Here is a 26,596-nt window from a genome sequence, read left to right on the forward strand (position 1 = left end):
CACCCTTCCACAGGGCTCCCGGTGCAGACTGTGCGGGTGAGCAACGTCGAGTCCGCACCGCAGGAGACCGTCTGCGCCGACCGCCCGTCCACCGCAGCCGTCGAGGTGCTCGAGCCGCGGGACGTGCCCCTCGGCGGCCCTCGGGCGATGACCGTGCGCCGCACCCTGCCCCAGCGACAGCGGTCCCTCATCGGCGCGTGGTGCTTCGCCGACCACTACGGCCCCGACGACGTCGCGGCCTCCGGCGGCATGGACGTGCCGCCGCACCCGCACATCGGGTTGCAGACCGTCAGCTGGTTGTTCGCCGGCGCGGTCGAGCACCGCGACAGCCTCGGCACCCACGCGATGGTCCGTCCCGGAGAGCTCAACCTGATGACCGGGGGCCACGGCATCGCGCACTCCGAGGTCTCCACACCTGGGACGACGGTCCTGCACGGCGCCCAGCTGTGGGTCGCCCTACCGAATGCGGATCGTTACTCCCCCAAGGACTTCCAGCACTTCGCCCCCACCCCGGTGCGGGTTGACGGCGCCACCGTCTCCGTCTTCCTCGGAACCCTCGCCGGCCAGACCTCACCCGTCGAGACCTTCACGCCGCTGCTCGGCGCGGAGGTCGTCCTGGATGCGGGGGCGACGATCCAGCTCGGTCTCGACGCGGCATACGAGCACGGCGTCCTGGCCGACACCGAGGGCTTCACGGTCGATGGCACGGATCTCACCCGCAGCGCCCTGGCCTTCCTCCCCACCGGGCAGTCGCAGCTCACGCTCACCAACCGCAGCGACCAGCCGGCTCGCGCGCTGCTGCTCGGCGGGCCTCCGTTCGAGGAGGAGATCCTCATGTGGTGGAACTTCGTGGGCCGCACCCACGAGGAGATCGTCGAGGCGCGGGAGCAGTGGATGGCGCACTCCGAACGGTTCGGCGCCGTGGAGGGGTATGCCGGCGCCGTCAAACACCTGCCGGCTCCAGCCATCCCCCCTGTCCGGATCCGCCCGCGCAGCAACACTTCTCGCGCACCTCGGGACTCGTGAAGCGCGCTACGTCGATCCGGCTCGACGAGGGTGCCACCGTCTTGTGCGCCTTGGTGGTGCTGGCCGTGGTCGTCTTCGGAGGGTACGTGTTCGTGCCCCGCGACAAGGGCCTGTCGGGCGACTGGTCGGCACCCGCCACGGACGGTGACGTGGTCGCGGGCCGGGTGCTGCTGAGCGGAGGCAACGCCGCCCTCGACCTGCGGACCGGCAAGTCCGTCCGGCTCGGATCGGTCGTGGGCGGCACGGCCTTCTACGCGGACGACCGCCTGGTCGTCGTCAAGGGCGAGCGCGTCGACTCGGTGGCGCTCGATGCCTCAGCGCGGTGGACCTGGCGCGCGGCAGCCGGCCACCGCGCCATCCCCCTCGCAGCGACCGGCGACAGCACGCTCCTCGCCGACTGCTCCCCCGTCACCGCCGAGGGCTGCAGACTCGTCGGAATCGACAGGGCCGGGAGGCAGGACTGGGAGGCGCCGGGCGCCCAACGTCCCGTGGACCCGCCACGGGAAGCCCTGCCCCGGGTCCAAGCCTCCAAGGTCGGCGGCGGCGGGGTGCTGCTCACCGACCCCGTCAGCGGCCGGACGTCGCTACAGCCGGGCGACGCGTTCGTCGCCGTGCCCGACGGACCGGTCGTGGTCCCGGTCGTGCAGGACGGTCAGTGCGTCGTCTCCCTGTATGCCGCCCCCGACCCGCTGTGGACGCGCGTCCTCGGCCCGTGCCCGGGCGGGAAGCAGCCCCAGGTGCGCGTGGCGCCCGACGCTGTCGTCCTGCAGTGGGCCGGGCGGACCGAGCGCCTCGCGACGACCACCGGAGCCACCCTGCCGCCGCCGGTCCCCACCACCGTCCGGGGCGTGCTGGCGGCGGCGGGCTCCCTCGTGGCGACCCGCCGGGTCCACTCACCCGGCGACCGGGTGCTGCTGCCCCGGCACGACAGCCAGGTGCTGGAGCTCCGGGACGCCACGTCGGGGGAGGTCCGCGCCCGGCTCGTGACCGAGCACCCGGTCCAGCTGTTGCTGCTCGAACCGCGTGCCGTCGTCGTCCGCGAGGGGGGTCGCATCGTCCGCTACGACGTCGACGGCTGAACGACCCGGGGCGGCCATCGGTCACACTGGGGCCATGAGCCCAGCGCCCGGCGACCGCAACGCCGCCCGTCGACCGTTCCTCGTCCCGTTCGTACTCGGCCTGTGCAGCCTCATCCTCGTCCGCGAGGGACTGCAGAAGCTCGTCCCGAGCATCAGCTACTGGATCGTCTTCGTCGCTGGCCTGGCCGTCGGCTGGGTCGTCTTCACCGTGGCCGAACGCATCATCACCAGGCGCAACGCCACCAAGCTGGAGGAACCCAAGTGAGCACCCCCACCGGTCCGGTCCTCATCACCGGCTGCTCGTCGGGCATCGGTGCCGCGACGGCCGACTTCCTCGTCAAGGCCGGCCACACCGTGTACGCCACCGCCCGCCGCACCGAGACGCTCGGCGAGCTCGAGCGGGCCGGTGCACGCATCCTCGCCCTGGACGTGACGTCCGAGGACTCGATGGTGGCGGCCGTCCGCGCCGTCGAGGCCGAGCACGGCCGGGTCGGCGCGCTGGTCAACAACGCCGGGTACGGCGAGTACGGCACCATCGAGGAGACCGACCTCGACCAGGTGCGGACGATGTTCGAGGCCAACGTCTTCGGCCTCTCCCGCATGACCCAGCTCGTCCTGCCGGCCATGCGCGAGGCCCGCGCCGGCCGCATCGTCAACATCGGGTCCATGGGCGGTCGGTTCACCTGGCCGGTCGGCGGCTACTACCACGCGACCAAGTACGCCGTGGAGGCCATCACCGACGCGCTGCGCAACGAGGTCCGCCCCTTCGGCATCCACGTCAGCCTGATCGAGCCGGGCCTCATCCGCACCCGTTTCGAGGAGACCGCCCTCGGCTCCGACGCCGCCGCCACCGACGACGCCTCCCCGTATGCCGCGCTGCTCGCTGCGAGTGCGAGCGCCACGACGAACAGCTACGCCCACCCCCGCCTCGCCGCCGGCCCGGAGTCGGTCGCCAGGGCCGTGCTCAAGGCGATCGAGTCCGGCAGCCCGCGCTCGCGGTACGTCATCACCCCCGCGGCCCGCGCCATGATCGCCGCCCGCACCCTGGGTGGGGACCGGGTCTGGGACGGGATCGTGCGCCAGCAGTTCAAGCCATAACCGGCGAGCGCAGATCCGGACATCGTCAGCAGGCGCACCTAGACTTCCCGCGTGCAGTTCCTCAACGGTCTCCAGCCCCAGTTCGACCTGACGTACGACGACGTCTTCATGGTCCCGAGCCGCTCGGACGTCACGAGCCGCCTCGACGTGGACCTGTCGACGTCGGACGGCAGCGGCACGACGGTCCCGCTCGTGGTCGCCAACATGACCGCCATCGCCGGTCGTCGCATGGCCGAGACGGTCGCCCGCCGCGGTGGCCTCGCGGTCATTCCCCAGGACATCCCGGTCGACGTCGTGTCGGAGGTGACCTCATGGGTCAAGAGCCGCAACCTCGTCCACGACACCCCCATCACGCTCTCCGCCCACGACACCGCGGGCGCCGCGCTGGCCCTGCTGCCCAAGCGGGCGCACGGGGCCGCGGTCGTCGTCGACGAGTCCGGCAAGCGGCCGATCGGCGTCGTGACCGAGGGTGACCTGACCGGCGTCGACCGCTTCACCCAGGTGCAGGAGGTGATGTCGGGCAACCCCGTCCTCGTCACCGACGGCACCGACCCCGAGGAGGCGTTCAACCTCCTCGCGACCACGCACCACCACGTCGCCCCCGTCGTCGACGACGGCGGCAACCTCGTCGGCATCATCACCCGTGCCGGCGCCCTGCGCGCCCGCCTCTACTCCCCCAACACCGACGACCAGGGCCGCCTGCGCATCGCTGCCGCCGTCGGCATCAACGGCGACGTCGCAGCCAAGGCCACAGCGCTGCTCGACGCCGGGGTGGACCTGCTCGTCATGGACACGGCCCATGGCCACCAGGAGAAGATGCTCGACGCGCTCAAGGCCGTCCGGGCCCTCGACCCGCAGGTGCCGATCGCCGCCGGCAACGTCGTCTCCGCGGCCGGTGCCCGCGACCTCATCGAGGCCGGAGCCGACATCGTCAAGGTCGGCGTCGGCCCCGGCGCGATGTGCACGACCCGGATGATGACCGCCGTCGGGCGCCCGCAGCTCTCCGCCGTGATCGAGTGCGCGGCCGAGGCCCGCAACCACGGCAAGCACGTGTGGGCCGACGGTGGCGTGCGGCACCCGCGTGACGTGGCCCTGGCCCTGGCCGCCGGCGCCTCCAACGTCATGGTCGGGTCGTGGTTCGCCGGCACCCTGGAGAGCCCCGGCGACCTCTACACCGACGAGCACGGCCGTCGCTACAAGGAGTCCTTCGGGATGGCGTCGAGCCGGGCGGTCCGCAACCGCACGGCCACGGACACGCCGTACGAGAGGGCCCGCAAGGCCATGTTCGAGGAGGGCATCTCCTCCGCACGGATGTTCATCGACCCGGCCCGGCCCAGCGTCGAGGACGTCATCGACCAGATCGTGGCGGGGGTGCGTTCGAGCTTCACGTATGCCGGCGCACGGACGCTCGAGGAGTACGCCGAGCGGGCGATCATCGGGCTCCAGAGCACTGCGGGGTTCGCCGAGGGCCGACCGCTGCACACGTCCTGGTGAGCAGGGGGTCCACCCGTGGTTGCCACCGTCACCCCGCTCTCCTCCCCTGTCGAGCCCGACGAGGCGCTGCGACGCATCGCGTTCCTGCTGGAGCGGGAGCGGGCGGGCTCCTACCGTGTCGAGGCGTTCCGCAAGGCCGTCGTCACGGTGCGCGAGACGCCTGAGGAGGAGCTGGTGGCGCGTGCCGGCGCCGGCACGTTGCAGGACCTCCCGGGCATCGGCAAGTCCACTGCCGGCGTCATTGCCGAAGCCATCGCCGGCGAGCTTCCCGCCTACCTGAACACGTTGCAGGACAAGGCGAAACCCTTGGTGGCTGGCGGTGAGGACCTGTTCGCGGCGCTGCGCGGCGACTGCCACTCGCACTCGGACTGGTCCGACGGCGGGAGCCCCATCGAGGAGATGGTGCTGACCGCGGTCGAGCTCGGCCACGAGTGGCTCGTCCTCACCGACCACTCGCCGCAGCTGCGTGTCGCGAACGGCCTGACCGTCGAGCGCCTCACCAAGCAGCTCAAGGTGGTCGATGCCGTCAACGCCTCGCTCGGCGACGGGTTCCGCCTCCTCAAGGGCATCGAGGTCGACATCCTCGACGACGGGGACCTGGACCAGACCGAGGCGATGCTGGGCCGGCTCGACCTGGTTACGGCTAGCGTCCACTCGAAGCTCAGGATGAACGCCGCACCCATGACCAGGCGGATGGTCGCCGCCGTCTCCAACCCCCGGGTCAACGTCCTCGGCCACTGCACCGGGCGACTCGTCGAAGGTGGTCGCGGCACGAGGCCACAGTCCGACTTCGACGCCCGTGCCGTCTTCGAGGCCTGCGCCGAGCACGGCACCGCCGTGGAGATCAACAGCCGCCCCGAGCGCCAGGACCCGCCCGACGACCTGCTCCTGCTCGCTCTCGAGATCGGCTGCCTGTTCGCCGTCGACTCCGACGCTCACGCGCCCGGTCAGCTCGAGATGAAGGCCTACGGGTGTGAACGAGCCGAGCGCCTGGGGGTGCCGCCCGACCGCATCGTCACCACCTGGGACGCCGAACGCCTGCTCGCGTGGACGCGAGGGGAGCAGTGAGCTCCCCCCGGATCACCGTGGACGAGTCGACGGGCGTGGCGCCGTTCGAGCAGGTACGCGACCAGTTCGCCGACCTCATCGCCTCCGGGTCCCTCGCCGAGGGCGACAAGCTCCCCACGGTGCGTGGGCTGGCGACCGACCTCCAGCTCGCCCCCGGCACCGTGGCCCGGGCCTACAAGGAGCTCGAGGCCCAGGGGCTGGTCACCGCCCGCAGCCGCGCCGGGACCGTCGTCGCCCCCAGTGCGCAGGCCGCCGAGATCGCCCTGCGCCACCTTGCGGACGCGCTCGCCGAGCGCGCCGTCGACGCCGGCGTGGACGAGGCGACGGTGCTGGCGATCGTTCGCCAGGCCCTGGGTGACCGGCGCCGCTGAGCACGATTCCTGCCCGGCTGGGCCCCGTTTTGGAGTTCACGCCGATCAACCCCTATGCTTTCCGAGTCCTCGACGGATCCGAGCTGCTGCTCGCTAGCGGCGAGGGACCGTTCGTTCGGTCCCCATCGTCTAGCGGCCTAGGACCCCGCCCTTTCACGGCGGTAGCACGGGTTCGAATCCCGTTGGGGATACGCACCACAGCACCACCAAGGCCCCGTAGCGCAGTTGGTTAGCGCGCCGCCCTGTCACGGCGGAGGTCGCCGGTTCGAGCCCGGTCGGGGTCGCTCGAGAAACAAGAAGGCCCACACGAGAGTGTGGGCCTTCTTGCGTTCCTGGTTAGCTCAGCTGCTGACCTCGATGATGACCTTGCCGCGGACGTGGCCACCGGCGCTGACGGTGAACGCGTCGGCCGTCTGCGCGAGCGGGAAGACGTCGGCGACGGGGACGGTGAGCTTGCCGGCGTCGGCGAGGTCCGCGAGCGCCGCCAGGTCGTCGGTGTTCGGCCGCACCCAGAGGTAGAGGCCACCCTCCTCCTGCACCTCGGCCTCGACGACCGAACCGTGGCGACCGCCGTCGGCGAGGACGGCCTTGGTGGAGTCGAGCACCCCACCCACGAAGTCGGCGACGACGTCGACGCCGTTCGGGGCCAGCTCACGCACGCGCTCGGCCAGCCCGTCGCCATACGTCACCGGCTCGGCACCGAGCCCGCGCAGGAACTCGTGGTTCTGCTCCGAGGCGGTGCCGATCACGCGCGCCCCGAGGGACTTGGCGACCTGGACGGCGAGGATGCCGACGCCGCCTGCCGCAGCGTGGACGAGCACGGTGTCACCGGACTTCGTGCCGAGCCTGGTGAGCAGCTGGTATGCCGTGAGGCCGGCGAGCGGGAGGCCCGCGGCCTGGTGCCAGTCGAGGGCCTTCGGCTTCTTGGCGACGGTGCGCGCAGGGGCGGCGACGAGCTCGGCATAGGTGCCGCCCTTGACCCAGTCCTTGCGGGCGTAGGCGATGACCTCGTCGCCGACCTCGAACTCGGGGGTGTCGAAGCCGACCTTCTCCACGACGCCCGAGACGTCCCAGCCGGGGATGGCGGGCAGCTCGATGTTCATCATCGGGTCGAGGTAGCCGGCGACGATCTTCCAGTCGACGGGGTTGACCGACGCGCTGCGCACGCGGATCAGGACCTCTCCCGGGCCGACCTTGGGGTCGGGGACGTCGGAGAGGGTGAGGACGCTGGGGTCGCCGTACTCGGCGTAGGTGATGGCCTTCATGCCTCGGTCAACCTGCCCGCGGGAGCCTCCATTCCGCGGCGGCGCCTCGATGTGAGGAGCATCGCCCCGATCGGCTATCATCGTGCCGTCGCGACGGTCCGCCACGGGCTCAGGCCCCAGGATCGCCGCGAACTGCATGTCCAGCACCACCCGCAACGCTGCACCACCAAGGCCAGGTAGCTCAGTTGGTACGAGCGTCCGACTGAAAATCGGAAGGTCGGCGGTTCGACCCCGCCCCTGGCCACCACAGAAGCCGCTGTCACCCCCGAGGTGACAGCGGCTTCGTAGTCCCAAGGGCGGCCCTCACCGGCCGGACAGGTGCAGCAGGTCGGCAGCGGGCCCACGCGGGCGTTGGTTGGGGTTCCACACCGCTCGCAGGGTCCGCGGCATGGCCAGGTCGCGCACCGGGACACGGACCAGACGGCCGGTGGCGAGGTCACCCTCCACAGCGAGCGTGGACAAGATGGTGGGCACGCTCATCGTCCGGACGGCGTCACGCACGGCGGCGGTGGAAGGCAGCGTGTGCAGCGGCGGGGCGTGTCCCGGCATGGCCTCCTCCACGTGGGTGCGGGTGCCGGAGCCGTCCTCGCGCAGGACCAGTCGCGTGGAGGACAGCTCCGCCCGGTCGATGCCGCGGCGCCGACGCGCCCAGGGGTGGTCCGGTGGGGTGACGACGACGAGCTCGTCCCGGGCCACGGCCTTGGATCGCAGTCCGCGCGGGATGTGCGGCGTCTCGACGTAGCCCAGGTCCACCTCCCCCTTGGCGACCGCGTCGAGCACCGTCCGGGAGTTGCCCAGGACCACCTCGAGCGTCACGTCAGGGTGCAGCTGACGGAGCTGGCTGGCCCAGGCCGGCAGCAGCGCCTCGGACACGGTGTTGCTCGCTGCCACGACGACGGTGCGCCCACCGGCCCGCAGACCCGCGACCCCGTCCTCCAGCTCGCCCGCGGCGTCGATGACCTGCTGGGCCCAGGTGAGGACGAGCTGACCCTGACCGGTGGGCCGGACCCCGCTGGTCGACCGCTCCAGCACCACCACGCCGAGCAGCCCCTCGGCTGCGGTGATCCGGGCGCTCACCGCTTGCTGGCTGATCTCCAGCCGTCGGGCGGCCACTCCCATGCTGCCCTGGGCGGCCGCCGTGGTGAGCGCCAGCAGCTGGTCCACGGAGGGGACTCGCTGCAGGGACGGCACGCTCGGCAGCATACGGGGTCACAATGGTTCCTTGTGGGTTGACACGACCGGCGCCGGTACCGCGCACGGGCAGCAGCCGCGAGGCTGGCGCCATGACCGCCAGCCAAGCCACCGCGCCCTACCGGACCGCAGCGCCCAGCACACCCACGACGTCGCTGCCACCTGCCGGGCCGGCATGGTTCGCGTCGGTGATGGGCACGGGGATCCTCGCCACGCTGCTGGGCCGCGAGGCTTCCGGGACCGCCGTGCTGCTCGTCCCTGCGACAGCACTGCTCGCGGTCGGCGCCGTGCTGCTGATCGGCCTGTCGGCGGGGTTCGCGGCGCGTGTCGCCGCAGACCGGGCGGCGTTCACCGCGACCTTGCGCGACCTGTCCGTCCTCCCGACCTGGGGCACCGTGTCGATGGGGATCCTCTCGATCGGGTCAGCCGCCTTGACGGTCCTGCCCCAGCTCGGTGCCCGCACCGGGGCCGGTGCCCCCGCGTCCTGGGTGGTCGGGTTCGACGCCGGGTGCTGGGTCGTCGGCACGGCCCTGGGTGTCGTCACCGCCCTGGGGTTCGCCACGGTCGTCCTGGGCCGCGACCTCGGTCGTCCGCTCCCCGCCTGGGGCCTGCCGGTCGTGCCGCCCATGGTGTCGGCGACCACCGGCGCAGCCCTGGCGCCCCAGCTGCACACCCCCGCCGCCCAGCTGACCCTGCTCACGACCACGGTCGCCTGCTTCTTCCTCTCGCTGTTCCTCGGAGGCCTGGTCTTCGCGGCCAGCTACCACCACCACTGGCGGGTCGCACCGCTACCGGCCTCGGCCTCGGCCTCGTCCTGGATCCCGTTGGGCGTGGTCGGCCAGTCGATGGCCGCCGCCCAGGTCATCGCCGCGCAGAGCGCGCCCCTGCTCTCCCCCACGACGGCCGCCGCCGCGAGGACGCTCGCCGACACCTACGGCTACGTCATGCTCGCCCTCAGCCTGCCCGTTGCCGCGTATGCCGTGTCGACGACGGTCCGCGGGTTCCGGGCGGGGATGGGGTTCTCCCCGGGGTGGTGGGCCCTGACCTTCCCGCTCGGGACGCTGGCGCTCGGCACGCGTCTGCTGGGCAGCACCACGGGCCATGCCGCCATCAGCACCATCGGCCTGGCGGCCATCGTGACGCTCTGCGGCACCTGGCTGCTGTGCGCCACCACCTCGGTGCGGGCGGTGGCGGCCGCGGCCGCCCTGACGAACTAGGTCAGGAGGTTTCGGGCTGCAGCCCTGCGCGCAGGGCGACCAGGTCGTCGCGCAGGCTGACGGGGACGGCCGAGCCGTCCGCGATGACGTCGTCGAGGGTCAGCTCGATCTGGCGGGCCAGCCGGGAGGCCTCGGCATACCCGAAGGTGCCTGCGGCACCAGCGACCGAGTGGGCGGCCGCACGACCGGCCTGCACCTCCTCCGGGTTCGCACCGTCGGCGAGCGCCGGCTCGATCTGGTCGGCGCGCGCCAGGTTGGTGGCCCGGGCGCGCTCGCGCATCCGGGCGAACATCTCCTCCTCGCTCACGCGGTCCACCCGAGCATCAGGCTCAGCTGGGCCGGCAGGGTCATGGGGTCGAACGGCTTGGCCAGCACCCCGACCACGGGCAGCCCCGACTTCTGGGCGTCCTCGGCGGCCTGGGCCTTCGCCGTGAGCAGCACGACGGGGATGTGGCTGATCGCCGGGTCCTGGGAGATGAGGACCGCAGCCGTCGAGCCGTCCATGCCCGGCATCATCACATCCATCACCACGGCGTCGGGCAGCTCCGTCGCGCAACGGTCCAGCGCCTCCTGCCCACCAGTGGCCGTGGTGACCTCCCAGCCACCCACCATGGACAGGCTCATCTCGGCCACCTCGAGGATCAGCTCGTCGTCGTCGACCACCAGAACCCGTCGCGGGCCACCGGAGGGCAACCCGGGGGTCATGAGAGTCGAGGGAGAGATCCCTCGGTTCGGCGCGTCATGGCCACATAGTGCATCAACCCGAGGCCTCTGGGGGCACCTGCACGCAAGATCCTGTCCATTGAGCCGATCGACGACTCCGCCCTACGGGCCGACCGGCGACCGAGACCCCCACGAAACCGACAAACCAGACGCCTCCGTCACTAACATCATGCCGTTGGTCGCGTCACGGATGACTGGCCTCTACAGGGGAGGTGGCATGGCGCCGGAGAGTGGCCCCTTCACCGCCTGGTCCGAGCGCCCCGTGCTCGTGCACCCCGAGGGCCAGGCCCTCGCCCACCGCCTCGGCGTGGTCGTCTACGTGGCCGAGCCCGGGATCGACGGCACCTGGCTCTATGTCAGCCCGGCCGTCACTGCGATGACGATGCTCACCCCGGAGGCCCTGGACGCCGAGCCGGACCTGTGGTGGCGGCACGTGCACCCCGAGGACCGCGACGAAGCCGTGGCCAAGGAGCTGCGACTGCACGTCGAAGGGCGGGTGCGCTCGGAGTACCGCATGATCCGCCCCGACGGGCGGGTCATCTGGCTCGTCGACGACTCGGCCATGGCCCGCACCCCCGAGGGACGCATCGTCCAGGACGGCTTCCTCGTCGACATCACCGAGCAGAAGCGCACCGAGCTCATGTTCGCCACGCAGGCCGAGCTCGTGGAGGCCGTGTCGGGGCCCACCGACCTTCCCGGCGTCCTCACCGACCTCGCCCGTGGTGTCGTGTCCATGGCGTCCGCGTGCAGCTGCGTCATCGAGGTCGCCGGGCTGGCACCGGTGTCAGTGACCACCGAGCTCCTCGCCCCGGGGTCCGCACCGTCCACGACCTCCTACTCCGCCCCGGTCATGACCCCCGAGGGGGAGCACCTCGGCAGCGTGGCGCTGCACTACGCGACGAGCACGCAGCCCGATGCCGGCGAGCTCGGCCTGCCGGCCTGGGCCGCCCACCTGGTGGCCCTGGCCGTCACCCGCGCCGGCGAGCGGGAACGGGCCGTCACCTCCCGGGCCCTGCTGGCGGCGACCCTGGAGTCCACCGTCGACGGGATCCTCGTCGTCGACCGCGACGGGCACATCGTCGGGCACAACGAGCGGTTCGCGTCGATGTGGCGGATCGACCGCGAGCTGATGCGCTCCGGCGACGACGCGCAGGTGATGGCCTCGGTCCTGCAGCAGCTGAGCGACCCGGCCGATTTCGTTGCGCAGGTGCGCGACCTCTACGACAACCCCGAGCAGACCAGCTTCGACGAGCTGGCCTTCCTCGACGGCCGGACCTACGAGCGCTACTCCCAGCCCCAGCGGGTCGACGGCACGACGATGGGGCGCGTCTGGAGCTTCCGGGACGTCTCCGACGAGCGACGCCTCCAGGCCGACCTCCGGCACAGCGAGGCCAACCTCGACAGGCTCGTCGCCCAGGTGCGCGACTACGCCATCATCAACCTCGACCCGCACGGCCACGTCATCACGTGGACCGCTGGGGCACAACGGATCAACGGCTTCACCGACGACCAGATCCTCGGCCGGTCCCACGCCGCCTTCTACCCACCCGAGGCCCTCGCGGCCGGAGAGCCGCGGCGCCTGCTGGAACAGGCGAGGCGTGAGGGCAGCGCGGCGGACGAGGGCTGGCGGGTGCGCCACGACGGCTCGCGGTTCTGGGCCAGCGTCGTCCTGACCGCGCTGCACGACGAGGGTGGTGTCCTGCGCGGTTTCGGCAAGGTCACCCAGGACATCACCGAGCGACGGGACGCGGAGCTCGCGCTGGCCCGTCAGGCCCGCACCCTGGAGCTGCTCGGCACCGTGGCCACGGCGTCCAACGCGGCCTCAGGGGTCGAGGACGCACTGCGGGCCACTCTCCAGGCGTTCTGCGACTACGGGGGCTGGCAGCTGGCCCACGCCTACCTGACCGACCACGACACCGGCGTCCTGCAGCACTCGGCGTGGCACTCCACCGAGCCGGGGTCCTGCGCCGAGTTCCGGGCCCGGACCGAAGCCCTGCCCGTGACAGAGCTGGGCCTGCCGCGCACCGTCTTCGAGCAGGCCAAGCCCGAGTGGATCGACCGCCTCGACGAGCGCGCCCAGATGGGGCGAGCCGTGCAGGGCACCAACGCCGGCCTCCTGTCGGGCTGCGCCTTCCCGCTGATGATCCGCGAGGAGCCGGTCGGGGTGCTGGAGTTCTTCAGCACCGAGATCCGTGAGCTGGACAGCGCCACCATCCAGATCATGCGCCACCTCGGCACCCAGCTCGGGCGGGTCGTCGAGCGCGCCCGAGCCGAGCACCACCTCGGGCGCCACGCCCTGGAGCTGCGCCGGCTGTCCAAGCGGCTCGAGACCGTCCTGAACTCCGCCGGTGAGGGGATCTACGGCCTCGATGACGCCGACCGCGTGACGTTCATCAACGACGCGGGCGCCGCGCTCGTCGGCCGTCGCCGCGAAGAGATCGTCGGCCAGCCCGTGCACGCGGTGCTGCCGGCGGAGGTGGACAGCACCCCACGCCGGATGCCGGCGGGCACCCAGCCCGGTGCCATACGACCTGTGCACGTGGGCCACGCCCCCGAAGGTGGCCCGGTGCCCGTCGCCACGCGCGTCATGGGCCGGCACACCCGCGCCGACGGCACGTCGTTCGACTCGGAGTGGATCTCCGCGCCCATCGTCACCGAGGGGGTCGAGAGCGGTGCCGTAGTGGTCTTCCGCGACGTCAGCGAACAACGCGCGGTCGAGCGCATGAAGGACCAGTTCCTCGCGGTGGTCAGCCACGAGCTGCGTACGCCGCTCACCTCCATCCGCGGCGCGCTCGGCCTGCTGGGCGGAGGGGCGGCAGGCGAGCTGCCCGTCGCGGCGGGACGCATGGTCGACCTCGCCACGGTGAGCACCAACCGGCTCATCCGCCTGGTGACCGACATCCTCGACATCGAGCGCCTCGCGGCGGGCCAGATGACGCTGTACCCGCAGCAGGTCGACACGAGCACGCTGGTCGCGGCGAGCCTGCAGGACACTGCGGCCTTCGTGGCCGAACGACGGGTCCGCATCGACGTCGAGGGCCGGCCCGCCCGCGTGCTGGCCGACCCCGACCGGGCCATCCAGGTGCTGACCAACCTCATCACCAACGCAGTGAAGTTCTCCGAGCCCGACTCGGTCGTGCAGGTCACCACCCGGCAGTCCGGTGCACAGCTGTGCTTCGAGGTGCGCGACCACGGTCCGGGGCTCCCCGCCGACCAGCTCGACCTGATCTTCGAACCCTTCCGGCAGGCCGACGCCTCCGACACCCGGCGCCATGGCGGCACCGGGCTGGGGCTGGCGATCTGCCGCGGCCTCGTGGAGCAGCACGGCGGACGGATCTGGGGCGAGAACCACCCCGAGGGGGGCGCCCAGTTCTGCTTCACGCTGCCGCTGGCACCAACCGAAGGGACGATCTCCAGCGTTTAGGCGCGCTTGGGTCGCGTTGATGCAGCAAGATCCTTGGTGTGGACCACAACGGCCTCGCCGACACCGCGCCCGGTGACCTGAGCCGCTGGCTCGTGCAGGCGTCCCCGGACGGCCTGTGGGTGTTCGACGAGCACGGGACGACGGTGTTCGCCAACGCCCGGCTGGGCGAGATGCTCAGGCGGACCCCCGAGCAGATGCGCCGGCTCTCGGTCTACGACTGCATGGACGAGCAGGGCAAGGTGGACCTCGCTCGACACCTCGCCCAGCTCGCCACGACCGCGCACCCGGGCACCAACCTGGAGTGCCGCTTCCTGTGCGGCGACGGCTCCGACATCTGGGCCCTGGTCAGCCACACCCCGATCAGGAACGACGACGGTGAGCACGTCGGGTGGTTGCACCGCGTCACCGAGTACAGCGAGCAGCGTCGCCTCCTGGACACCCTGCAGCACCGCGAGCAACAGCTGGGCGAGGCACAGCGCATCGCCCACATCGGGAGCTGGGAATGGGACGTCGTGCAGGACCAGGTGACCTGGTCCGACGAGCTGTACCGGCTCTACGGGCTGGACCCCGCCACCGCAGGCCAGCTGACCGCCCAGTCCTTCGTCGACCTCCTGCACCCGGACGACCGGGAGCACGTGCAGAAGGCCGTCATGGGCACCACGGTCGCCGACGACGAGTTCGAGTTCGACGCGCGCGCGATCCGCCCCGACGGCGCCGTCGTGTGGGTGCGGGGCCGGGGGCGGGTGGCCTTCGGTGCCGACGGCAGCGTGCTGCGGATGGGGGGCACGTCGCAGGACATCACCTCCACCAAGGACGCCGAGCAGGCCCTGGCCCTGCTGTCCGCCATGGCCACCACCGCCAACGAGGCCTCCCGCCTGGTCGACGTCGTCCCCAGCATCATCGCCGACGTCGCCACCCACACCGGTTGGCGCCCCGTGGCGGCGTGGATGGTCGACCAGGACGGCCGGCTCGACCCCGTGGACGCAGACGTGCGTCAGGCCCCCGCACCCGACCTGGCCGAGGCACTGCGGCTCGCGAGACAGGCCGTCCAGACGCGCGAACCGGCCGTCGGCACGACCTCCGAGGGCACCACGCTGGTGGCCGCCCCCATCGTGGCCGAGGGTCGCGCGGCCTGCGTCATCGCCATGGACAGCCGGGCCACCACACCACCGACCGAGAGCGACTCGGTGACCGTCGGCCAGGCCACCGCCCTGTTCGCCCGGGTCGCGGAACGCGAGTGGACCAGGGAGCGGTTGGCCGCGGCCCGCGACGACGCGATGGCCGCCTCGGTCGCCAAGTCGGAGTTCCTCGCGACGATGAGCCACGAGATCCGCACCCCCCTCAACGGCGTCATCGGCCTCTCCGAGCTGCTCACCCGCACCGAGCTCACCGAGCGCCAACGGCGCCTGGCCGACGGCATCGACAACGCCGGCCGACAGCTGCTCGCCCTCGTCAACGACATCCTCGACCTGTCCAAGATCGAGGCCGGGCGGCTCGAGCTCGAAGAAGTCGACTTCGACCCGCGGTCCGTCATCGAGCAGAGCAGCACGATCGTGGCGGAGCAGGCGAGGCGCAAGGCCCTCGAGCTCGTCGTGTCGTGCCAGCCCGACCTGCCGACCGCCGTCTGCGGCGACCCGGTGCGGTTCGGCCAGGTCATCGCCAACCTCACCGCCAACGCCGTCAAGTTCACCGCCAGCGGCGAGGTCGTGGTCCGCGCCTCCCTCGAGCGAGCGGCACAGGACGACACCGTGGTGCTGCGTGTCGAGGTGACCGACACGGGGTCCGGCATGACGCCCGAGGTGCAGGCCCGCCTGTTCACGGCCTTCTCGCAGGGTGACACCTCGACGACCCGCGAGTTCGGCGGCACCGGCCTCGGTCTGGCGATCAGCCGTCAGATCGTCACTGCCATGGGCGGCGAGATCGGGGTCATCAGCACCCGCGGTCGCGGCAGCACGTTCTGGTTCACGGCGCCCTTCGCCCCCGCGACCGACCTCCCCGTGCCGGCGTCGTCGGGCACTGCCGTCGTGTCCGGCCTGCGCGTCCTGGTGGTCGACGACAACGACACCAACCGGTTCATCCTCGAGGAGCAGCTCGGTTCGTGGAAGGTGGACACCTCCCTCGCGGGGTCGGGCGTGGAGGGCCTGAGCCTGCTCGACGAGGCGCACCGGCGCGGCGCACCCTTCGACATCGTCCTGCTGGACTACCTCATGCCGGGCGTCAATGGTGAGCAGTTCGCTCGTATGGTGCGCGGCGACGGCCGCTTCGCCGACACCCGGATCATCCTGCTCAGCTCGTCGATGGACCTGAACGCGTCCACCCTCAACGAGGCCGGCATCGACATCGCCCTGACGAAGCCGGTGTTCGCCTCGAACCTCTTCGACAGCCTGGCCACCGTGGCCGCGTCCACCCCGGCGACCACGGGCCAGTCCTCGCGCCGCGGGTCAGTGGTCACCGGGCCGACGCCCGGCGGGCCTCCGAGGACCCGCGGCCGGGTGCTCGTCGTGGAGGACAACGCTGTCAACCAGATGGTTGCCGTGGGCATCCTCGAGAGCCTCGGGTATGCAGCGTCCGTCGCCGAGAACGGCGCGGTGGGCGTGGCCACCTTCGTGGCGGACCCGGCCGGCGTCGACGCCATCCTCATGGACTGCCAGATGCCCCAGATGGACGGTTACGCGGCGACGCGCGCCATCAGGGCGCAGGAGGGGCCCGGTACGAGGGTGCCCATCATCGCGATGACCGCGGCAGCCATCGCCGGCGAGCGCGAACGGTGCCTGCTGGCCGGCATGGACGACTTCCTGACCAAGCCCGTCGACGTGGGGCTGCTGCGCTCGACGTTGGGCCGCTGGGTGCGCACGGGGCGGCCGGAGGCCAACGGGCCGGGCGCGGCCACCGACGCGTCGCAGGCGGACAGCCGAGCGCCGCGGGCGGGTGCCGATGTCGGCGGACTCGTCACGGGGATCGACCCGGAGGTCCTCGACCGCGGGCGCCTAGAGGAGCTGCTCGACCTCGAGCCGGGCGACCCGACCATGCTGTTGCGTTTCATCGACCGGTTCGGGACCAACTCCGGCCAGGCGATGGCGACGCTGGTGCAGGCCCGCGACAGCGGCGACGCCACCGCGATGGGGCGCGCCGCCCACGGCCTCAAGGGCAGCTCGGCCAACCTGGGCGCGACCGCCCTGGCGGCCTTGTGCAAGGAGGTCGAGGACCTCGGTGACGAGGGCACCCTGGCGGACGACCGCGTGCTCGACCGGCTGCGACGCGAGCGCGAGCGCGCCGTCTCGGCCCTCGAGGGGGTAGCCGAAACCCTCCGGCAGTCGGCCTGAAGAGGTCTCAGGCCGGTCGACGGAGGGTCGGTGGTTCGGTGGTTCCGGTCAGACGGACTCGACGTCCCACCGGGCGACGGGAGCGGCGAGGTAGCCACCGGTGCGGGCACCGAGCGCCAACCGCCGTCGGACCTCGCCCATGAGCTCGTCGTTCGAAGCGAGCAGCAGCGTCTCTGCGGGGCTCATCGGGGTCATCACGCTGAGTCCGCAGCCCTCGGCGGCGCGCAGGACGACCTCACGCACCGGCACGGAGAAGACCTGGGCCAGTGCCCGGATGTCGTCGGTGTCGGGCGAGCCCGCCAGGACGTGGGAGTCGAGGATCGTCGCGAGCATCCACTCGTCGATGCCCGTGCGCTCGGACAGGACCGCACGGCTCAACCCGAGCAGGTCCATCTGGTCCTGGACAAAGACGCCGAGGCTGTTGATCACTGCGGTCTCCCTAGGAATCACGTGCGTAAGTTAAGTCCTCATGGAACACGGTGGGGGGATGCGGCCGGTATGGACTTTGCCAATACTTGAACAGGATGTCGTCCGTTCGGCCCAGCGCTCCTAGTCCGTACTCGTCGAGCGCGTCGCCCGAAGCGGTCCGTCCGAGGCGCCCTGAGCTCCTGGACCGCCCCCACCACGGCCCGGGGTGCGCGAGAACCGGGGGACCACCGCAGGCTGGACCAGCGCCCCGTCCCGGTCGCCGTAGGTGCGTCGCACGGCGAGGTGGGGGTCGGCCCGCGCCTCCTCGAGCGTGAGGACCGGGGCGACGCAGGCGTCGAGGTCCGCGAAGATGTCCACCCACTCGGCCCTCGTCCGGCCCGAGAACCGCGCCGCGAACAGCTCACTGGTCTGCGCCCACCCCGTGGGGTCCATCTGTGCAGGGACGTCGCGAGGGAGGTCCTGGAGACCGAGTCCTCGCAGGAGCCGGTCGTAGAAGACGGGCTCGATGGCCCCGACCGCGATCCAGCGGTCGTCGCTGGTGCGGTAGCAGCGGTAGAACGGCGCCCCGCCGTCGAACAGGTTGTGTCCGCGCGGCTGCGACCACGCCCCGGAGGCGAGCATCGCCTGCTGCATCGCGGTCATCGACGCCACACCGTCGACGATGGCCGCATCGACCACCTGGCCCTCGCCCGTGGCACGGGCGTGCAGCACGCCCGCCAGCACCCCGAAGGCCAGCAGGGCGCCGCCCCCACCGAAGTCACCCAGGAGGTTGAGCGGCGGCACCGGACGGCCGCCCTCCCCCACGAACGCATCGAGGACACCGCTGATCGCCAGGTAGGTGATGTCGTGCCCGGCCAGCGCTGCATACGGACCGTCCTGTCCCCAGCCGGTCATCCGGCCGTAGACCAGCGCCGGGTTGCGCGACAGGGCCACGTCCGGGCCGAAGCCCAGGCGTTCGGCGACACCGGGCCGGAAGCCCTCGAGCAGCACGTCACTGGCCTCGACGAGCCGCAGCACCTCGGCGCACCCGGCGTCGGACTTGAGGTCGAGGACCACCGAGCTGCGTCCGCGCAGGAGGACGGCGTGGGTGCCGCTGAGGTCCTCCCCCGGGCGGTCGATGCGCACGACTCGGGCGCCGAGGTCGGCCAACAGCATGGCGGCGAACGGCACCGGGCCGATCCCCCCGACCTCGAGCACGCTCACCCCGGTGAGCGGACCACGTCGCCCGCTGGACAGCTCCTGGTCGGCCATGACCGCAACGTACCGTCGCGACGGGGCCGCCGGAGCCGACTGGGTGATTCCTTGCCCGAGTCCGGGCAGCCCGGAGGACGGCCACCCCTCGGGGCGGTGAAGACCTCACCCCGAGGGGTGAGCAGTGCTGGTCGAGCGGCTGTCCGCCGGCGCCCGGGCCCTGCCCCCGGAGGCCGGCCAGCAGCTCAGATCACGTCAGAGAGAAGGGCGCGAACCTCGGCCTCTCGGTAACGGCGGTGACCGCCGAGCGTGCGGATCGAGTTGAGCTTCCCCGCCTTGGCCCAGCGGGTGACGGTCTTGGGATCCACGCGGAACAGCGATGCCACTTCCGCGGGGGTGAGCAACTTCTCGACCTCGGTGGTGCGAGTAACCATGACTTTCTCCTCGTGCAGGGGGACGTCTCTCCATAATCGGACAACCCGCATCCTTTGGGAACATTCCATACGGGTCATCCAGCATGGCCCGTTAGGACTAGTCACCCGACCACAGGGTGGTCAGGAATACGCTGTGGGGGTCGCGAGACCCGCGCCGCCCCTCCCCCGTCCAGCGCCTCACCGAGCTCCAGGAGTCACCACCGTGACCACGTCCTCGTCGCCGTCCAGCCCGATGCCCACCTCGCCGGAGGGCCGTACGACCCCCATGTCCGAGCACGAGCAGGTCGTGTTCTGCCACGACCGCACGACGGGCCTGCGCGCGATCATCGGCATCTACAGCACCGCCCTCGGCCCGGCCCTCGGCGGGACGCGGTTCTACCCGTACGCCTCCGAGGAGGCCGCGCTCGCCGACGTCCTGCGCCTGTCGCGCGGCATGGCCTACAAGAACGCCGTGGCCGGCCTCGACCTCGGTGGCGGCAAGGCGGTCATCATCGGCGACCCCGCGACGGACAAGACGCCGGAGCTTCTGCGCGCCTACGGCCGCTTCGTGGAGAGCCTCGGTGGCCGCTACGTCACGGCCTGCGACGTGGGCACGTATGTCGCGGACATGGACGTCGTGAGCGAGACGACGCGCTTCGCCACCGGCCGCTCCGAGGCCAACGGCGGTGCGGGCGACTCCTCCGTGCTCACGGCGTACGGCGTGTTCCAGGGCCAGCGGGCCTGCGCCCAGCACCTGTGGGGCGAGCCCACCCTCAAGGGCCGCACCGTCGGCATCGCCGGCGTCGGCAAGGTCGGGCGCATCCTCACCGGTCACCTGCTCGAGGACGGCGCGCACGTGGTCGTGACCGACGTCAACGAGCAGGCGGTCGCCGCGCTCAAGGCAGCCCACCCGCAGATCGACGTGGTCGCCGACACCGACACGCTGGTCCGCGCGGACCTCGACGTCTACGCGCCCTGCGCCCTCGGCGGCGCCCTCGACGAGCAGACCGTCGCAGCCCTCACCGCCACCGTCGTCTGCGGCGGGGCCAACAACCAGCTCGTCACCGAGGGCGAGGGCGGCACCGCCGAGCAGCTCAAGGCCCGCGGCATCACCTACGCGCCCGACTTCCTGGTCAACGCCGGCGGCGTCATCCAGGTCAGCGACGAGCTGCACGGCTTCGACTTCGAGCGGGCCAAGAAGGGCGCGACCGCGATCTTCGACCACACCCTCGAGGTGCTGGAGACCGCGACCGCCCGCGACATCACCCCGGCAGCAGCGGCCGACCACATCGCCGAGGAGCGGATGGCCGCCAAGGCGGCCGGCGGGATCTGGCTCCCCGCCCGCTGAACTCGTCCGCCGGGCGGGAGTCCGGCCGCCAAACTTGCAACGCTCCTGTAGCGTTGGCCTCACGACAAATACACGATTCCCGGGACCGCTCCGCGGAGTCGAGCCGTCATCACGACGACTCGTACCCAGCGATGCCGTCCCGCCAGACGCATGAGGGGGTCACGCCATGGGGCGCGGCCGGGCCAAAGCCAAGCAGACCAAGGTTGCCCGGGAGCTGAAGTACTTCTCTCCCAACACCGACCTGAGTGCGCTTGAGCAAGAACTGCACGGGTCTTCCTACGCGGAGCCGGACCGAAAGTCCGACACCTCCGTGAGCGAGGACGAGTACGACGAGTACGGGAAGTGGGCGTCGGGTCAAGCTTGACCCGACGGCCTGACTGACCACACCACCTCATGCGCGGGCCACTGGCTCGTGTGTCATCACCGCCGCACCACGGCACGTCGTCATGGCGTCGTGCCGTGGCGCATGAGTGGTGCGGCCCGTCAGGCCCTACGCTCGCGCCATGAGCACTGACATGCGCGAGCAGACGCGCCGTCTCGGGGTCGAGACCACCGGCATCGAGGTCATCGACGAGGCCGAGCGCACGGCACGACCCTCGGACCTGTTCTGGCCGTGGTTCGCGGCCAACGTCTCCGTCTTCGGGCTCTCCTACGCCGGGTTCGTGCTCGGGTTCGGGATCTCCTTCTGGCAGGCCGTGCTCGTCACGGTCGTCGGGGTCGTCGTGTCGTTCGCGCTCTGCGGCGTCATCGCGATCGCCGGCAAGCGCGGGTCGGCGCCGACCATGGTGCTGTCGCGCGCGGCCTTCGGCGTGACCGGGCAGAAGGTCCCGGGGGTGATGTCGTGGCTGACCTCGATCGGCTGGGAGACGTTCCTGGTCATCACCGCCACCCTGGCGACGGCCACCGTCTTCACCCAGCTGGGCTGGAGCGGGGGCACTGCGACCAAGATCGTGGCGAGCCTCGTCACGGCGGCCCTGGTGGTCGCGGCGTCGGTCGCCGGCTACCACGTGATCATGCGACTGCAGTCCTGGCTCACCTGGATCACCGGCGCCGTCACGATCGTCTACGTCGTCCTCACCGTCGGTCACGTCGACTGGGCGCGGGTGTCCACCCTGCCGTCGGGCTCGCCCCAGCAGGTGGTCGGCGCGCTCGTCCTGGTCATGACCGGGTTCGGCCTGGGGTGGATCAACATCGCCGCCGACTGGTCGCGCTACCAGCGCCGCGACGCCTCGGGCGCCTCCATCGTCGCGTGGAACACCTTCGGCGGCGCCCTCGCCCCTGTCCTGCTGGTGACCTTCGGCCTGGCACTGGCCGGGTCCGACAAGAAGCTCCTCGACGGCATCGGCAGCGACCCGGTCGGGACCCTGGCCACGATCCTGCCCACGTGGTTCCTCGTGCCGTTCCTGCTGGCAGCGATCCTCGCCCTGGTCAGCGGCGCCGTGCTGGGCATCTACTCCTCGGGCCTGACGTTGCTGTCGCTCGGCGTGCGCATCTCGCGCCCACGCGCTGCCTTCGTCGACGGGGTCATCCTCACCCTCGGCACCATCTACGTCGTCTTCTTCGCCGACAGCTTCATCAACCCGTTCCAGTCGTTCCTCATCACTCTCGGCGTCCCGCTCGCCTCGTGGGCAGGGATCATGATCGCCGACATCGTGCTCCGCAAGCGTGACTACGACGAAGAGGCGCTGTTCGACCCCGCCGGCCGGTACGGCGCGTGGGACTGGGCCTCGATCGGCACCATGGCGGTCACCTCGGTCCTGGGCTGGGGCCTGGTGGTCAACGGCTTCGCCAAGGACGCCTCGTGGAACAACTGGCAGGGCTACCTGCTCGAGCCGCTCGGCCTCGGGAGGTTCGTCCACGACCCTGCCGGCGACTACTGGGAGGGCAACTGGCCCTACGCCAACCTCGGCGTGCTGCTCGCCCTGGTGCTCTCGTTCGCCGCGACCCTCGTCCTGCGCCGGTCCACGGTGCGCCGCCAGGAGGAGAGCACCGGGTCCCGCGCGTGAGCGACGCCACCTGGTTCGTGGGGATCGACTTCCAGCGCGTCTTCGGCGACCCGTCCAGCCCCTGGCGCGCTCCTGCGTATGCCGCGGCCGCGAGCTCCGCGCGCAGGCTCGCCGCTGCATACGCAGGGCGGACGGTGCTCACCCGGTTCGTCGCGCCGACGGAGCCCCAGGGCGCCTGGGAGCCGTACTACGAGGAGTTCCCGTGGGCCCTGGTCGGTGACGCCGACCCGCTCTACGAGCTCACCGACGAGGTCTCGGACCTGACGGCGACGGTCGTGAGCGCCCCGACGTTCGGCAAGTGGGACGTGCTGCGACCGGTCGTCGGCGACCACCCCCACCTCGTCGTCGCGGGCGTCGCGACGGACTGCTGCGTCATCTCGACGGTGCTGGCGGCCGCCGACGCGGGAGCGTCCGTGACGGTCGTGACGGACGCCTGTGCCGGGTCGGACGACGCGAACCACAGCAAGGCGTTGGACCTCATGGCCCTCTACCGGCCACTCGTCCGCCTCGCGACGACCGACGAGGTGCTGGCCGAGGCGACCTAGAAGCCGGCGCCACCGCCGGAGGCGGCCTGGCCGTGGCTCTGGGCCAGGTACTTGCCGAGCGCGGCGGGGTCAGCGCCACCCGCGAGGTGGTTGCCGCCGTTGGCCACCCCGACGTCGGCGGACTCGGGGTCCGAGCCGTCCCACGCGGCATACCCACCCAGGAGGCCGAAGGCCGCCTCCGACGACACCACGGCGTCAGCCAGCTCGTGCCGGGCCCGCGGCGGACAGGCCGACAGGAAGGCGCCCGGGGCACGCCGCTCTCCCGCGGTCACGAGCCGGGCCAGCGGCCGGATGTCGCTCGGCCGAAGGCGCTGCCCGGCGACCAGCGCCTCCTGGACGGTGGTCAGCACCGCTGCCCGGACCTCGTCGGGCAGTGCAGCCAGCGCCTCGACGTGCGCGGCCTCGAGCGCGTCGGCGGGAGCGGTCCGCAGCAGGTAGCGGTACTGCCGCTCCACCGGGTCCTCCGCCGGCGCCACCGGCTCAGCCTGGTCTCGTTCGCCCTGTCCCCCGAAGATCTGCATGGCTGAGGGTAGGGCGAGTTCGTGCGCCGGCGCCAGAGATCCGGGACGACCCGGACGGACCGGGTCCGGCAGCCCAGATGCCTGGCGGGCAGTGGCGGGCAGTGGCGGGCGCCTGGTGGGCGCCTCCCGGGCGCCCCTGCAGGGGCGAACCCGACTCAGAACGGCCTCAACCCGAGTCCCAGCGACATCACGACGACTCCCGCGCCGAGGCCGAGGAGGCCGGTCGTCACCCCCGCGAGCCACCGCGGGACGAGCCCTTCGTCGGCGCCGGCCACCACCCAGCCGCCGCCCCAGGACACGGCGAGGCAGAGGACGACGGCGAGGCCGGTCATGCGGACGATCGGCCCGGTGTCGAGCGGGTGCTCGCTGGTCACCGCGCCCACGATCGTGCCGACCGCACCGAACACCGCCGCCACCGCCATCCCCGCGAAGACCAGCATCGTGGCCCCGAGCGTCCCGATCGCAGCCGACCAGCACACGGTGGTCGTCGACCGGGAGTGGGCTGCCATGACGCCCAGTGTGGCCGTCCGCCGGACCACGCGACAGACGTTCTCCTACTCAGGGATGAGGGTGTTCGCCGACGACCTGCACCGACCCGCCGTCGACGCCCTTGGCACCGTGGACGACCTCGACGCCGGTCTCGACGGACGCGCCCTCCAGGCTGCTCACCTCGCCGATGGCCCACGCCGGTATGCCGCGCGCGGCCAGCTCGCGCGTCGCGGCGTCGACCTGATCGGCGGGGAGCATGGCGACGAAGCCGACGCCCATGTTGAGGGTGCGTTCGAGATCCGCCCGGGGCACCGCGCCGAGCGAGCCCACCGTGGAGAAGACCGCCGGAGGGGTCCACGTGGAGCGGTCCAGACGGGCGAAGACACCCCGGGGCAGGACACGGGCGAGGTTGGCCGCGAGACCACCACCGGTGACGTGCGACAGGGCGTGCACGTCGATGCCCTCGGTGCGGATCAGGTCCAGAAGGTCGGCCGAGTAGACGCGCGTCGGGGTGAGCAGCTCCTCGCCGAGGGTCTGGCCGAACTCCTCGACGTGCCGGTCGAGCTGCCACCCGGCCGCACCGACGACCTTGCGCACCAGGGAGTACCCGTTGGAGTGCAGGCCACTCGAGCCCAGGGCCAGCACCACGTCTCCGGGCGCCACTCGGTCGGGACCCAGCACGTCGGCGTGCTCGACGACGCCGGTGGCGGCGCCGGCCACGTCGTACTCGTCGGGCGCGAGCAACCCGGGGTGCTCGGCCGTCTCACCACCCACGAGGGCGACCCGCGCCTGCTCGCAGGCAGCGGCGATACCGGACACGATGGCCGCGATCCGCTCGGGCACCACTCGCCCGGTGGCGATGTAGTCGGTCATGAACAGTGGCTCGGCGCCGCATACGACGATGTCGTCGACGACCATGCCGACGAGGTCGAAGCCGATGGTGTCGTGGCGGTCCATGGCCTGGGCGATCGCGACCTTGGTGCCGACACCGTCGGTGCTCGTCGCTAGGACGGGGCGGGTCATCCCCACGAGGGCGCTGGCGTCGAACATGCCGGCGAAGCCCCCGAGCCCTCCGAGCACCTCGGGCCGGGTGGCCCGGCGGACCGAGGTCTTCATCAGCTCGACGGCCCGGTCACCGGCCTCGACGTCGACACCGGCGGAGGCATAGGTGATCGGTTCGCTCACGTGGCCACCCTAGCCGTCCACCCCACCCTCCCCGGTTCGCCTCCCTGGCGCCCTTGCCCCGGGTCCTTCACCGGGTCGATGTGAACACGCTCGGATTTCCGGGCGTGTTCACATCGACTCGGTGGCGTTGAGGGGAGGATCAACCCGCGCGACGCCGAGCGAAGGTCGCATGCGCGGCGCAGACCTGTCCCATGAAGCGCTCGGGATCGAGGCGCAGACCCATCAGCGTCATCCGCAGGACCCGGTCTCCGCTGATGACCAACGCGTTCTGGCGAAACTGGTCGTCGGTCGCGGTCAGTCCCCACTGGTGCTGCGAACCGTCGATCTCCACGACCAGCCCGACCTCCTCCCACACCACGTCCAGGTAGACGCGCCCCTGCCCGAGCCGGCGCATCGCCTGACGCGTCGGAGCCGGGAGGCCGCGCACCCTGCACATCGCCGAGAAGTCGAGCTCGCCAAGGCTCTGCGCCCCGTCGGCGATGTCCTCGGCGACGGTCGGGATGAACGCCCGCCGGGTCCGGCCACGCACGGTTCGGGCCGCGGCGACCAGCTGCGGTCCGGTGATGATTCGCTGCTGGACCGGCATCACGAGCACCAACGCGGCCTGGCGGTCGCTGACAGCCCAGTGAGCCGCCCGCACTGCGGCGATCGCAGGCACCGTTCGCGGGAGGCCCGAGGCCACGAGCTCCTCAGGCACCCGCCGCACCACCTTGTGCAGAGTCGCCCCCGCCACGGGTCGGACGTGGGCGTTGTGCACCACGGAGACGTGGACCCGCTCGTCCTTGAACCCGACGAGGCCAGCGGCCTGCAGGGCGGTGACCCCGTCGAGGGCCGCGACGCGGAGTCCCACCTCCCAGATCGCGCGCCACCGCAGGGCGCCGACGCCGAGGGGCGCGGTGTGCAGGGCGATCGTCTGCAGACCATGAGACGCCCACCGGCCCGACGCCACCTGGCGGGCGACGGCATTGCGGTCCCACCCGCGCTCGCGCAGTTCGGACCGGGACAGGACGCCGTCGTGCGACGCCTGCCGGAGCAGGTCCCTCGGCACACGAGGACGACGGGTGTTGGCCACCACCCGATGGTGGCGAAGAGCGCGGCGGCTACGGCCGCGTCATCCACAGCCCCGCGCCATACCCCGCGGGTCGATGTGAACGCGCTCGGAAAGCCGAGCGCGTTCACATCGACCCGCC

At 71.8% G+C, this 26,596-nt stretch carries 25 protein-coding genes and 3 tRNA genes; 17 read left to right on the top strand and 11 right to left on the bottom strand.

Features of this window, described 5'->3' with window-relative positions; all coding sequences use genetic code 11:
* The first annotated feature begins 36 nt into the window (after positions 1-36).
* The 9 genes from ABEG17_RS06720 to ABEG17_RS06760 all read left to right on the top strand — a co-directional run bounded on the left by ABEG17_RS06720 (position 37) and on the right by ABEG17_RS06760 (position 6,420).
* A complete protein-coding gene (locus ABEG17_RS06720) occupies positions 37-1,026 on the top strand; it encodes a pirin family protein (protein ID WP_406832505.1) in 990 nt (329 codons plus the stop codon).
* The gene (locus tag ABEG17_RS06725; RefSeq protein ID WP_406832506.1) at positions 1,023-2,105 is read left to right on the top strand and encodes a hypothetical protein; all 1,083 of its coding nucleotides are present in this window, start codon (positions 1,023-1,025) and stop codon (positions 2,103-2,105) included. Before ABEG17_RS06720 ends, ABEG17_RS06725 begins: the two co-directional genes overlap by 4 nt.
* Positions 2,106-2,139: 34 nt before the next feature.
* The gene (locus tag ABEG17_RS06730; RefSeq protein ID WP_406832507.1) at positions 2,140-2,370 is read left to right on the top strand and encodes a hypothetical protein; all 231 of its coding nucleotides are present in this window, start codon (positions 2,140-2,142) and stop codon (positions 2,368-2,370) included.
* Positions 2,367-3,203 carry an SDR family NAD(P)-dependent oxidoreductase gene (locus tag ABEG17_RS06735; RefSeq protein WP_406832508.1) on the top strand — a complete coding sequence of 279 codons (837 nt, stop codon included), beginning with the start codon at positions 2,367-2,369 and terminating at the stop codon, positions 3,201-3,203. Before ABEG17_RS06730 ends, ABEG17_RS06735 begins: the two co-directional genes overlap by 4 nt.
* 51 nt (positions 3,204-3,254) lie before the next feature.
* The gene (locus ABEG17_RS06740) at positions 3,255-4,697 is read left to right on the top strand and encodes a GuaB1 family IMP dehydrogenase-related protein (RefSeq protein WP_406832509.1); all 1,443 of its coding nucleotides are present in this window, start codon (positions 3,255-3,257) and stop codon (positions 4,695-4,697) included.
* A 15-nt stretch (positions 4,698-4,712) separates the two neighbouring features.
* Positions 4,713-5,765 carry a PHP domain-containing protein gene (locus ABEG17_RS06745; RefSeq protein ID WP_406832510.1) on the top strand — a complete coding sequence of 351 codons (1,053 nt, stop codon included), beginning with the start codon at positions 4,713-4,715 and terminating at the stop codon, positions 5,763-5,765.
* Entirely contained in the window at positions 5,762-6,136 is a 375-nt protein-coding gene (locus ABEG17_RS06750) for a GntR family transcriptional regulator (RefSeq protein WP_406832511.1), read from the top strand. The genes ABEG17_RS06745 and ABEG17_RS06750 overlap by 4 nt, the downstream gene beginning before the upstream one ends.
* Before the next feature lie 118 nt (positions 6,137-6,254).
* Positions 6,255-6,327, top strand: a tRNA-Glu gene (locus ABEG17_RS06755).
* A gap of 19 nt (positions 6,328-6,346) precedes the next feature.
* A tRNA-Asp gene (locus tag ABEG17_RS06760) sits at positions 6,347-6,420 on the top strand.
* Positions 6,421-6,477: 57 nt separating this feature from the next.
* On the opposite strand, the gene ABEG17_RS06765 is transcribed toward ABEG17_RS06760, so the two are convergent.
* The gene (locus tag ABEG17_RS06765; RefSeq protein ID WP_406832512.1) at positions 6,478-7,401 is read right to left on the bottom strand and encodes an NADP-dependent oxidoreductase; all 924 of its coding nucleotides are present in this window, start codon (positions 7,399-7,401) and stop codon (positions 6,478-6,480) included.
* A 170-nt stretch (positions 7,402-7,571) separates the two neighbouring features.
* Here ABEG17_RS06765 and ABEG17_RS06770 point away from each other — a divergent pair.
* Positions 7,572-7,648 (top strand) — tRNA-Phe (locus tag ABEG17_RS06770).
* Positions 7,649-7,704: 56 nt separating this feature from the next.
* On the opposite strand, the gene ABEG17_RS06775 is transcribed toward ABEG17_RS06770, so the two are convergent.
* The gene (locus ABEG17_RS06775; RefSeq protein WP_406832513.1) at positions 7,705-8,592 is read right to left on the bottom strand and encodes a LysR family transcriptional regulator; all 888 of its coding nucleotides are present in this window, start codon (positions 8,590-8,592) and stop codon (positions 7,705-7,707) included.
* A 92-nt stretch (positions 8,593-8,684) separates the two neighbouring features.
* Here ABEG17_RS06775 and ABEG17_RS06780 point away from each other — a divergent pair, with 92 nt between their 5' ends.
* The gene (locus tag ABEG17_RS06780; protein WP_406832514.1) at positions 8,685-9,809 is read left to right on the top strand and encodes a TDT family transporter; all 1,125 of its coding nucleotides are present in this window, start codon (positions 8,685-8,687) and stop codon (positions 9,807-9,809) included.
* Position 9,810: 1 nt separating this feature from the next.
* On the opposite strand, the gene ABEG17_RS06785 is transcribed toward ABEG17_RS06780, so the two are convergent.
* Positions 9,811-10,116: an Hpt domain-containing protein gene (locus ABEG17_RS06785; RefSeq protein WP_406832515.1), complete on the bottom strand. Its 306-nt coding sequence runs from the start codon at positions 10,114-10,116 to the stop codon at positions 9,811-9,813.
* Entirely contained in the window at positions 10,113-10,514 is a 402-nt protein-coding gene (locus ABEG17_RS06790; protein ID WP_406832516.1) for a response regulator, read from the bottom strand. The genes ABEG17_RS06785 and ABEG17_RS06790 overlap by 4 nt, the downstream gene beginning before the upstream one ends.
* Positions 10,515-10,749: 235 nt before the next feature.
* On the opposite strand from ABEG17_RS06790, the gene ABEG17_RS06795 reads away from it, so the two are divergent.
* Both ABEG17_RS06795 and ABEG17_RS06800 read left to right on the top strand, forming a co-directional pair.
* Positions 10,750-13,956: a PAS domain S-box protein gene (locus tag ABEG17_RS06795; RefSeq protein WP_406832517.1), complete on the top strand. Its 3,207-nt coding sequence runs from the start codon at positions 10,750-10,752 to the stop codon at positions 13,954-13,956.
* Between the two features lie 38 nt (positions 13,957-13,994).
* Positions 13,995-17,279, top strand: coding sequence for a response regulator (locus tag ABEG17_RS06800; protein WP_406832518.1), 3,285 nt, complete (start codon positions 13,995-13,997; stop codon positions 17,277-17,279).
* A gap of 48 nt (positions 17,280-17,327) precedes the next feature.
* Here the strand turns inward: ABEG17_RS06800 and ABEG17_RS06805 are convergent, their stop codons facing one another.
* The 3 genes from ABEG17_RS06805 to ABEG17_RS06815 all read right to left on the bottom strand — a co-directional run bounded on the left by ABEG17_RS06805 (position 17,328) and on the right by ABEG17_RS06815 (position 19,333).
* Positions 17,328-17,708, bottom strand: a complete 381-nt coding sequence (locus ABEG17_RS06805) for a hypothetical protein (protein WP_406832519.1) — start codon at positions 17,706-17,708, stop codon at positions 17,328-17,330.
* Between the two features lie 120 nt (positions 17,709-17,828).
* Positions 17,829-18,959, bottom strand: coding sequence for a CaiB/BaiF CoA transferase family protein (locus tag ABEG17_RS06810; protein ID WP_406832520.1), 1,131 nt, complete (start codon positions 18,957-18,959; stop codon positions 17,829-17,831).
* 185 nt (positions 18,960-19,144) lie between these two features.
* Complete coding sequence (locus ABEG17_RS06815) at positions 19,145-19,333, bottom strand: BldC family transcriptional regulator (protein WP_056884367.1); 189 nt, start codon at positions 19,331-19,333, stop codon at positions 19,145-19,147.
* Positions 19,334-19,535: 202 nt separating this feature from the next.
* Between ABEG17_RS06815 and ABEG17_RS06820 the strand changes: the two genes are divergently transcribed.
* From ABEG17_RS06820 to ABEG17_RS06835, 4 genes are all read left to right on the top strand, one after another.
* Positions 19,536-20,660: a Glu/Leu/Phe/Val dehydrogenase dimerization domain-containing protein gene (locus ABEG17_RS06820; RefSeq protein WP_406832521.1), complete on the top strand. Its 1,125-nt coding sequence runs from the start codon at positions 19,536-19,538 to the stop codon at positions 20,658-20,660.
* A gap of 166 nt (positions 20,661-20,826) precedes the next feature.
* On the top strand, positions 20,827-21,024 hold the full coding sequence (locus ABEG17_RS06825; protein ID WP_056916306.1) for a DUF3073 domain-containing protein: 198 nt from the start codon (positions 20,827-20,829) through the stop codon (positions 21,022-21,024).
* Positions 21,025-21,163: 139 nt separating this feature from the next.
* On the top strand, positions 21,164-22,666 hold the full coding sequence (locus ABEG17_RS06830; RefSeq protein WP_406832522.1) for a purine-cytosine permease family protein: 1,503 nt from the start codon (positions 21,164-21,166) through the stop codon (positions 22,664-22,666).
* Positions 22,663-23,211, top strand: coding sequence for a cysteine hydrolase family protein (locus tag ABEG17_RS06835; protein WP_406832523.1), 549 nt, complete (start codon positions 22,663-22,665; stop codon positions 23,209-23,211). Before ABEG17_RS06830 ends, ABEG17_RS06835 begins: the two co-directional genes overlap by 4 nt.
* Here ABEG17_RS06835 and ABEG17_RS06840 read toward each other — a convergent pair.
* The 4 genes from ABEG17_RS06840 to ABEG17_RS06855 form a co-directional block, all read right to left on the bottom strand.
* Positions 23,208-23,732, bottom strand: a complete 525-nt coding sequence (locus ABEG17_RS06840) for a hypothetical protein (RefSeq protein WP_406832524.1) — start codon at positions 23,730-23,732, stop codon at positions 23,208-23,210. The genes ABEG17_RS06835 and ABEG17_RS06840 overlap by 4 nt on opposite strands.
* A gap of 155 nt (positions 23,733-23,887) precedes the next feature.
* Positions 23,888-24,241, bottom strand: a complete 354-nt coding sequence (locus tag ABEG17_RS06845; protein WP_406832525.1) for a hypothetical protein — start codon at positions 24,239-24,241, stop codon at positions 23,888-23,890.
* Between the two features lie 49 nt (positions 24,242-24,290).
* A complete protein-coding gene (gene purM, locus ABEG17_RS06850) occupies positions 24,291-25,406 on the bottom strand; it encodes a phosphoribosylformylglycinamidine cyclo-ligase (RefSeq protein WP_406832526.1) in 1,116 nt (371 codons plus the stop codon).
* A 139-nt stretch (positions 25,407-25,545) separates the two neighbouring features.
* Complete coding sequence (locus ABEG17_RS06855) at positions 25,546-26,478, bottom strand: DUF559 domain-containing protein (RefSeq protein WP_406832527.1); 933 nt, start codon at positions 26,476-26,478, stop codon at positions 25,546-25,548.
* Between the last annotated feature and the right edge of the window lie 118 nt (positions 26,479-26,596).

It is taken from the genome of Pedococcus sp. KACC 23699 (assembly GCF_045348425.1).
Classification (GTDB): domain Bacteria; phylum Actinomycetota; class Actinomycetes; order Actinomycetales; family Dermatophilaceae; genus Pedococcus.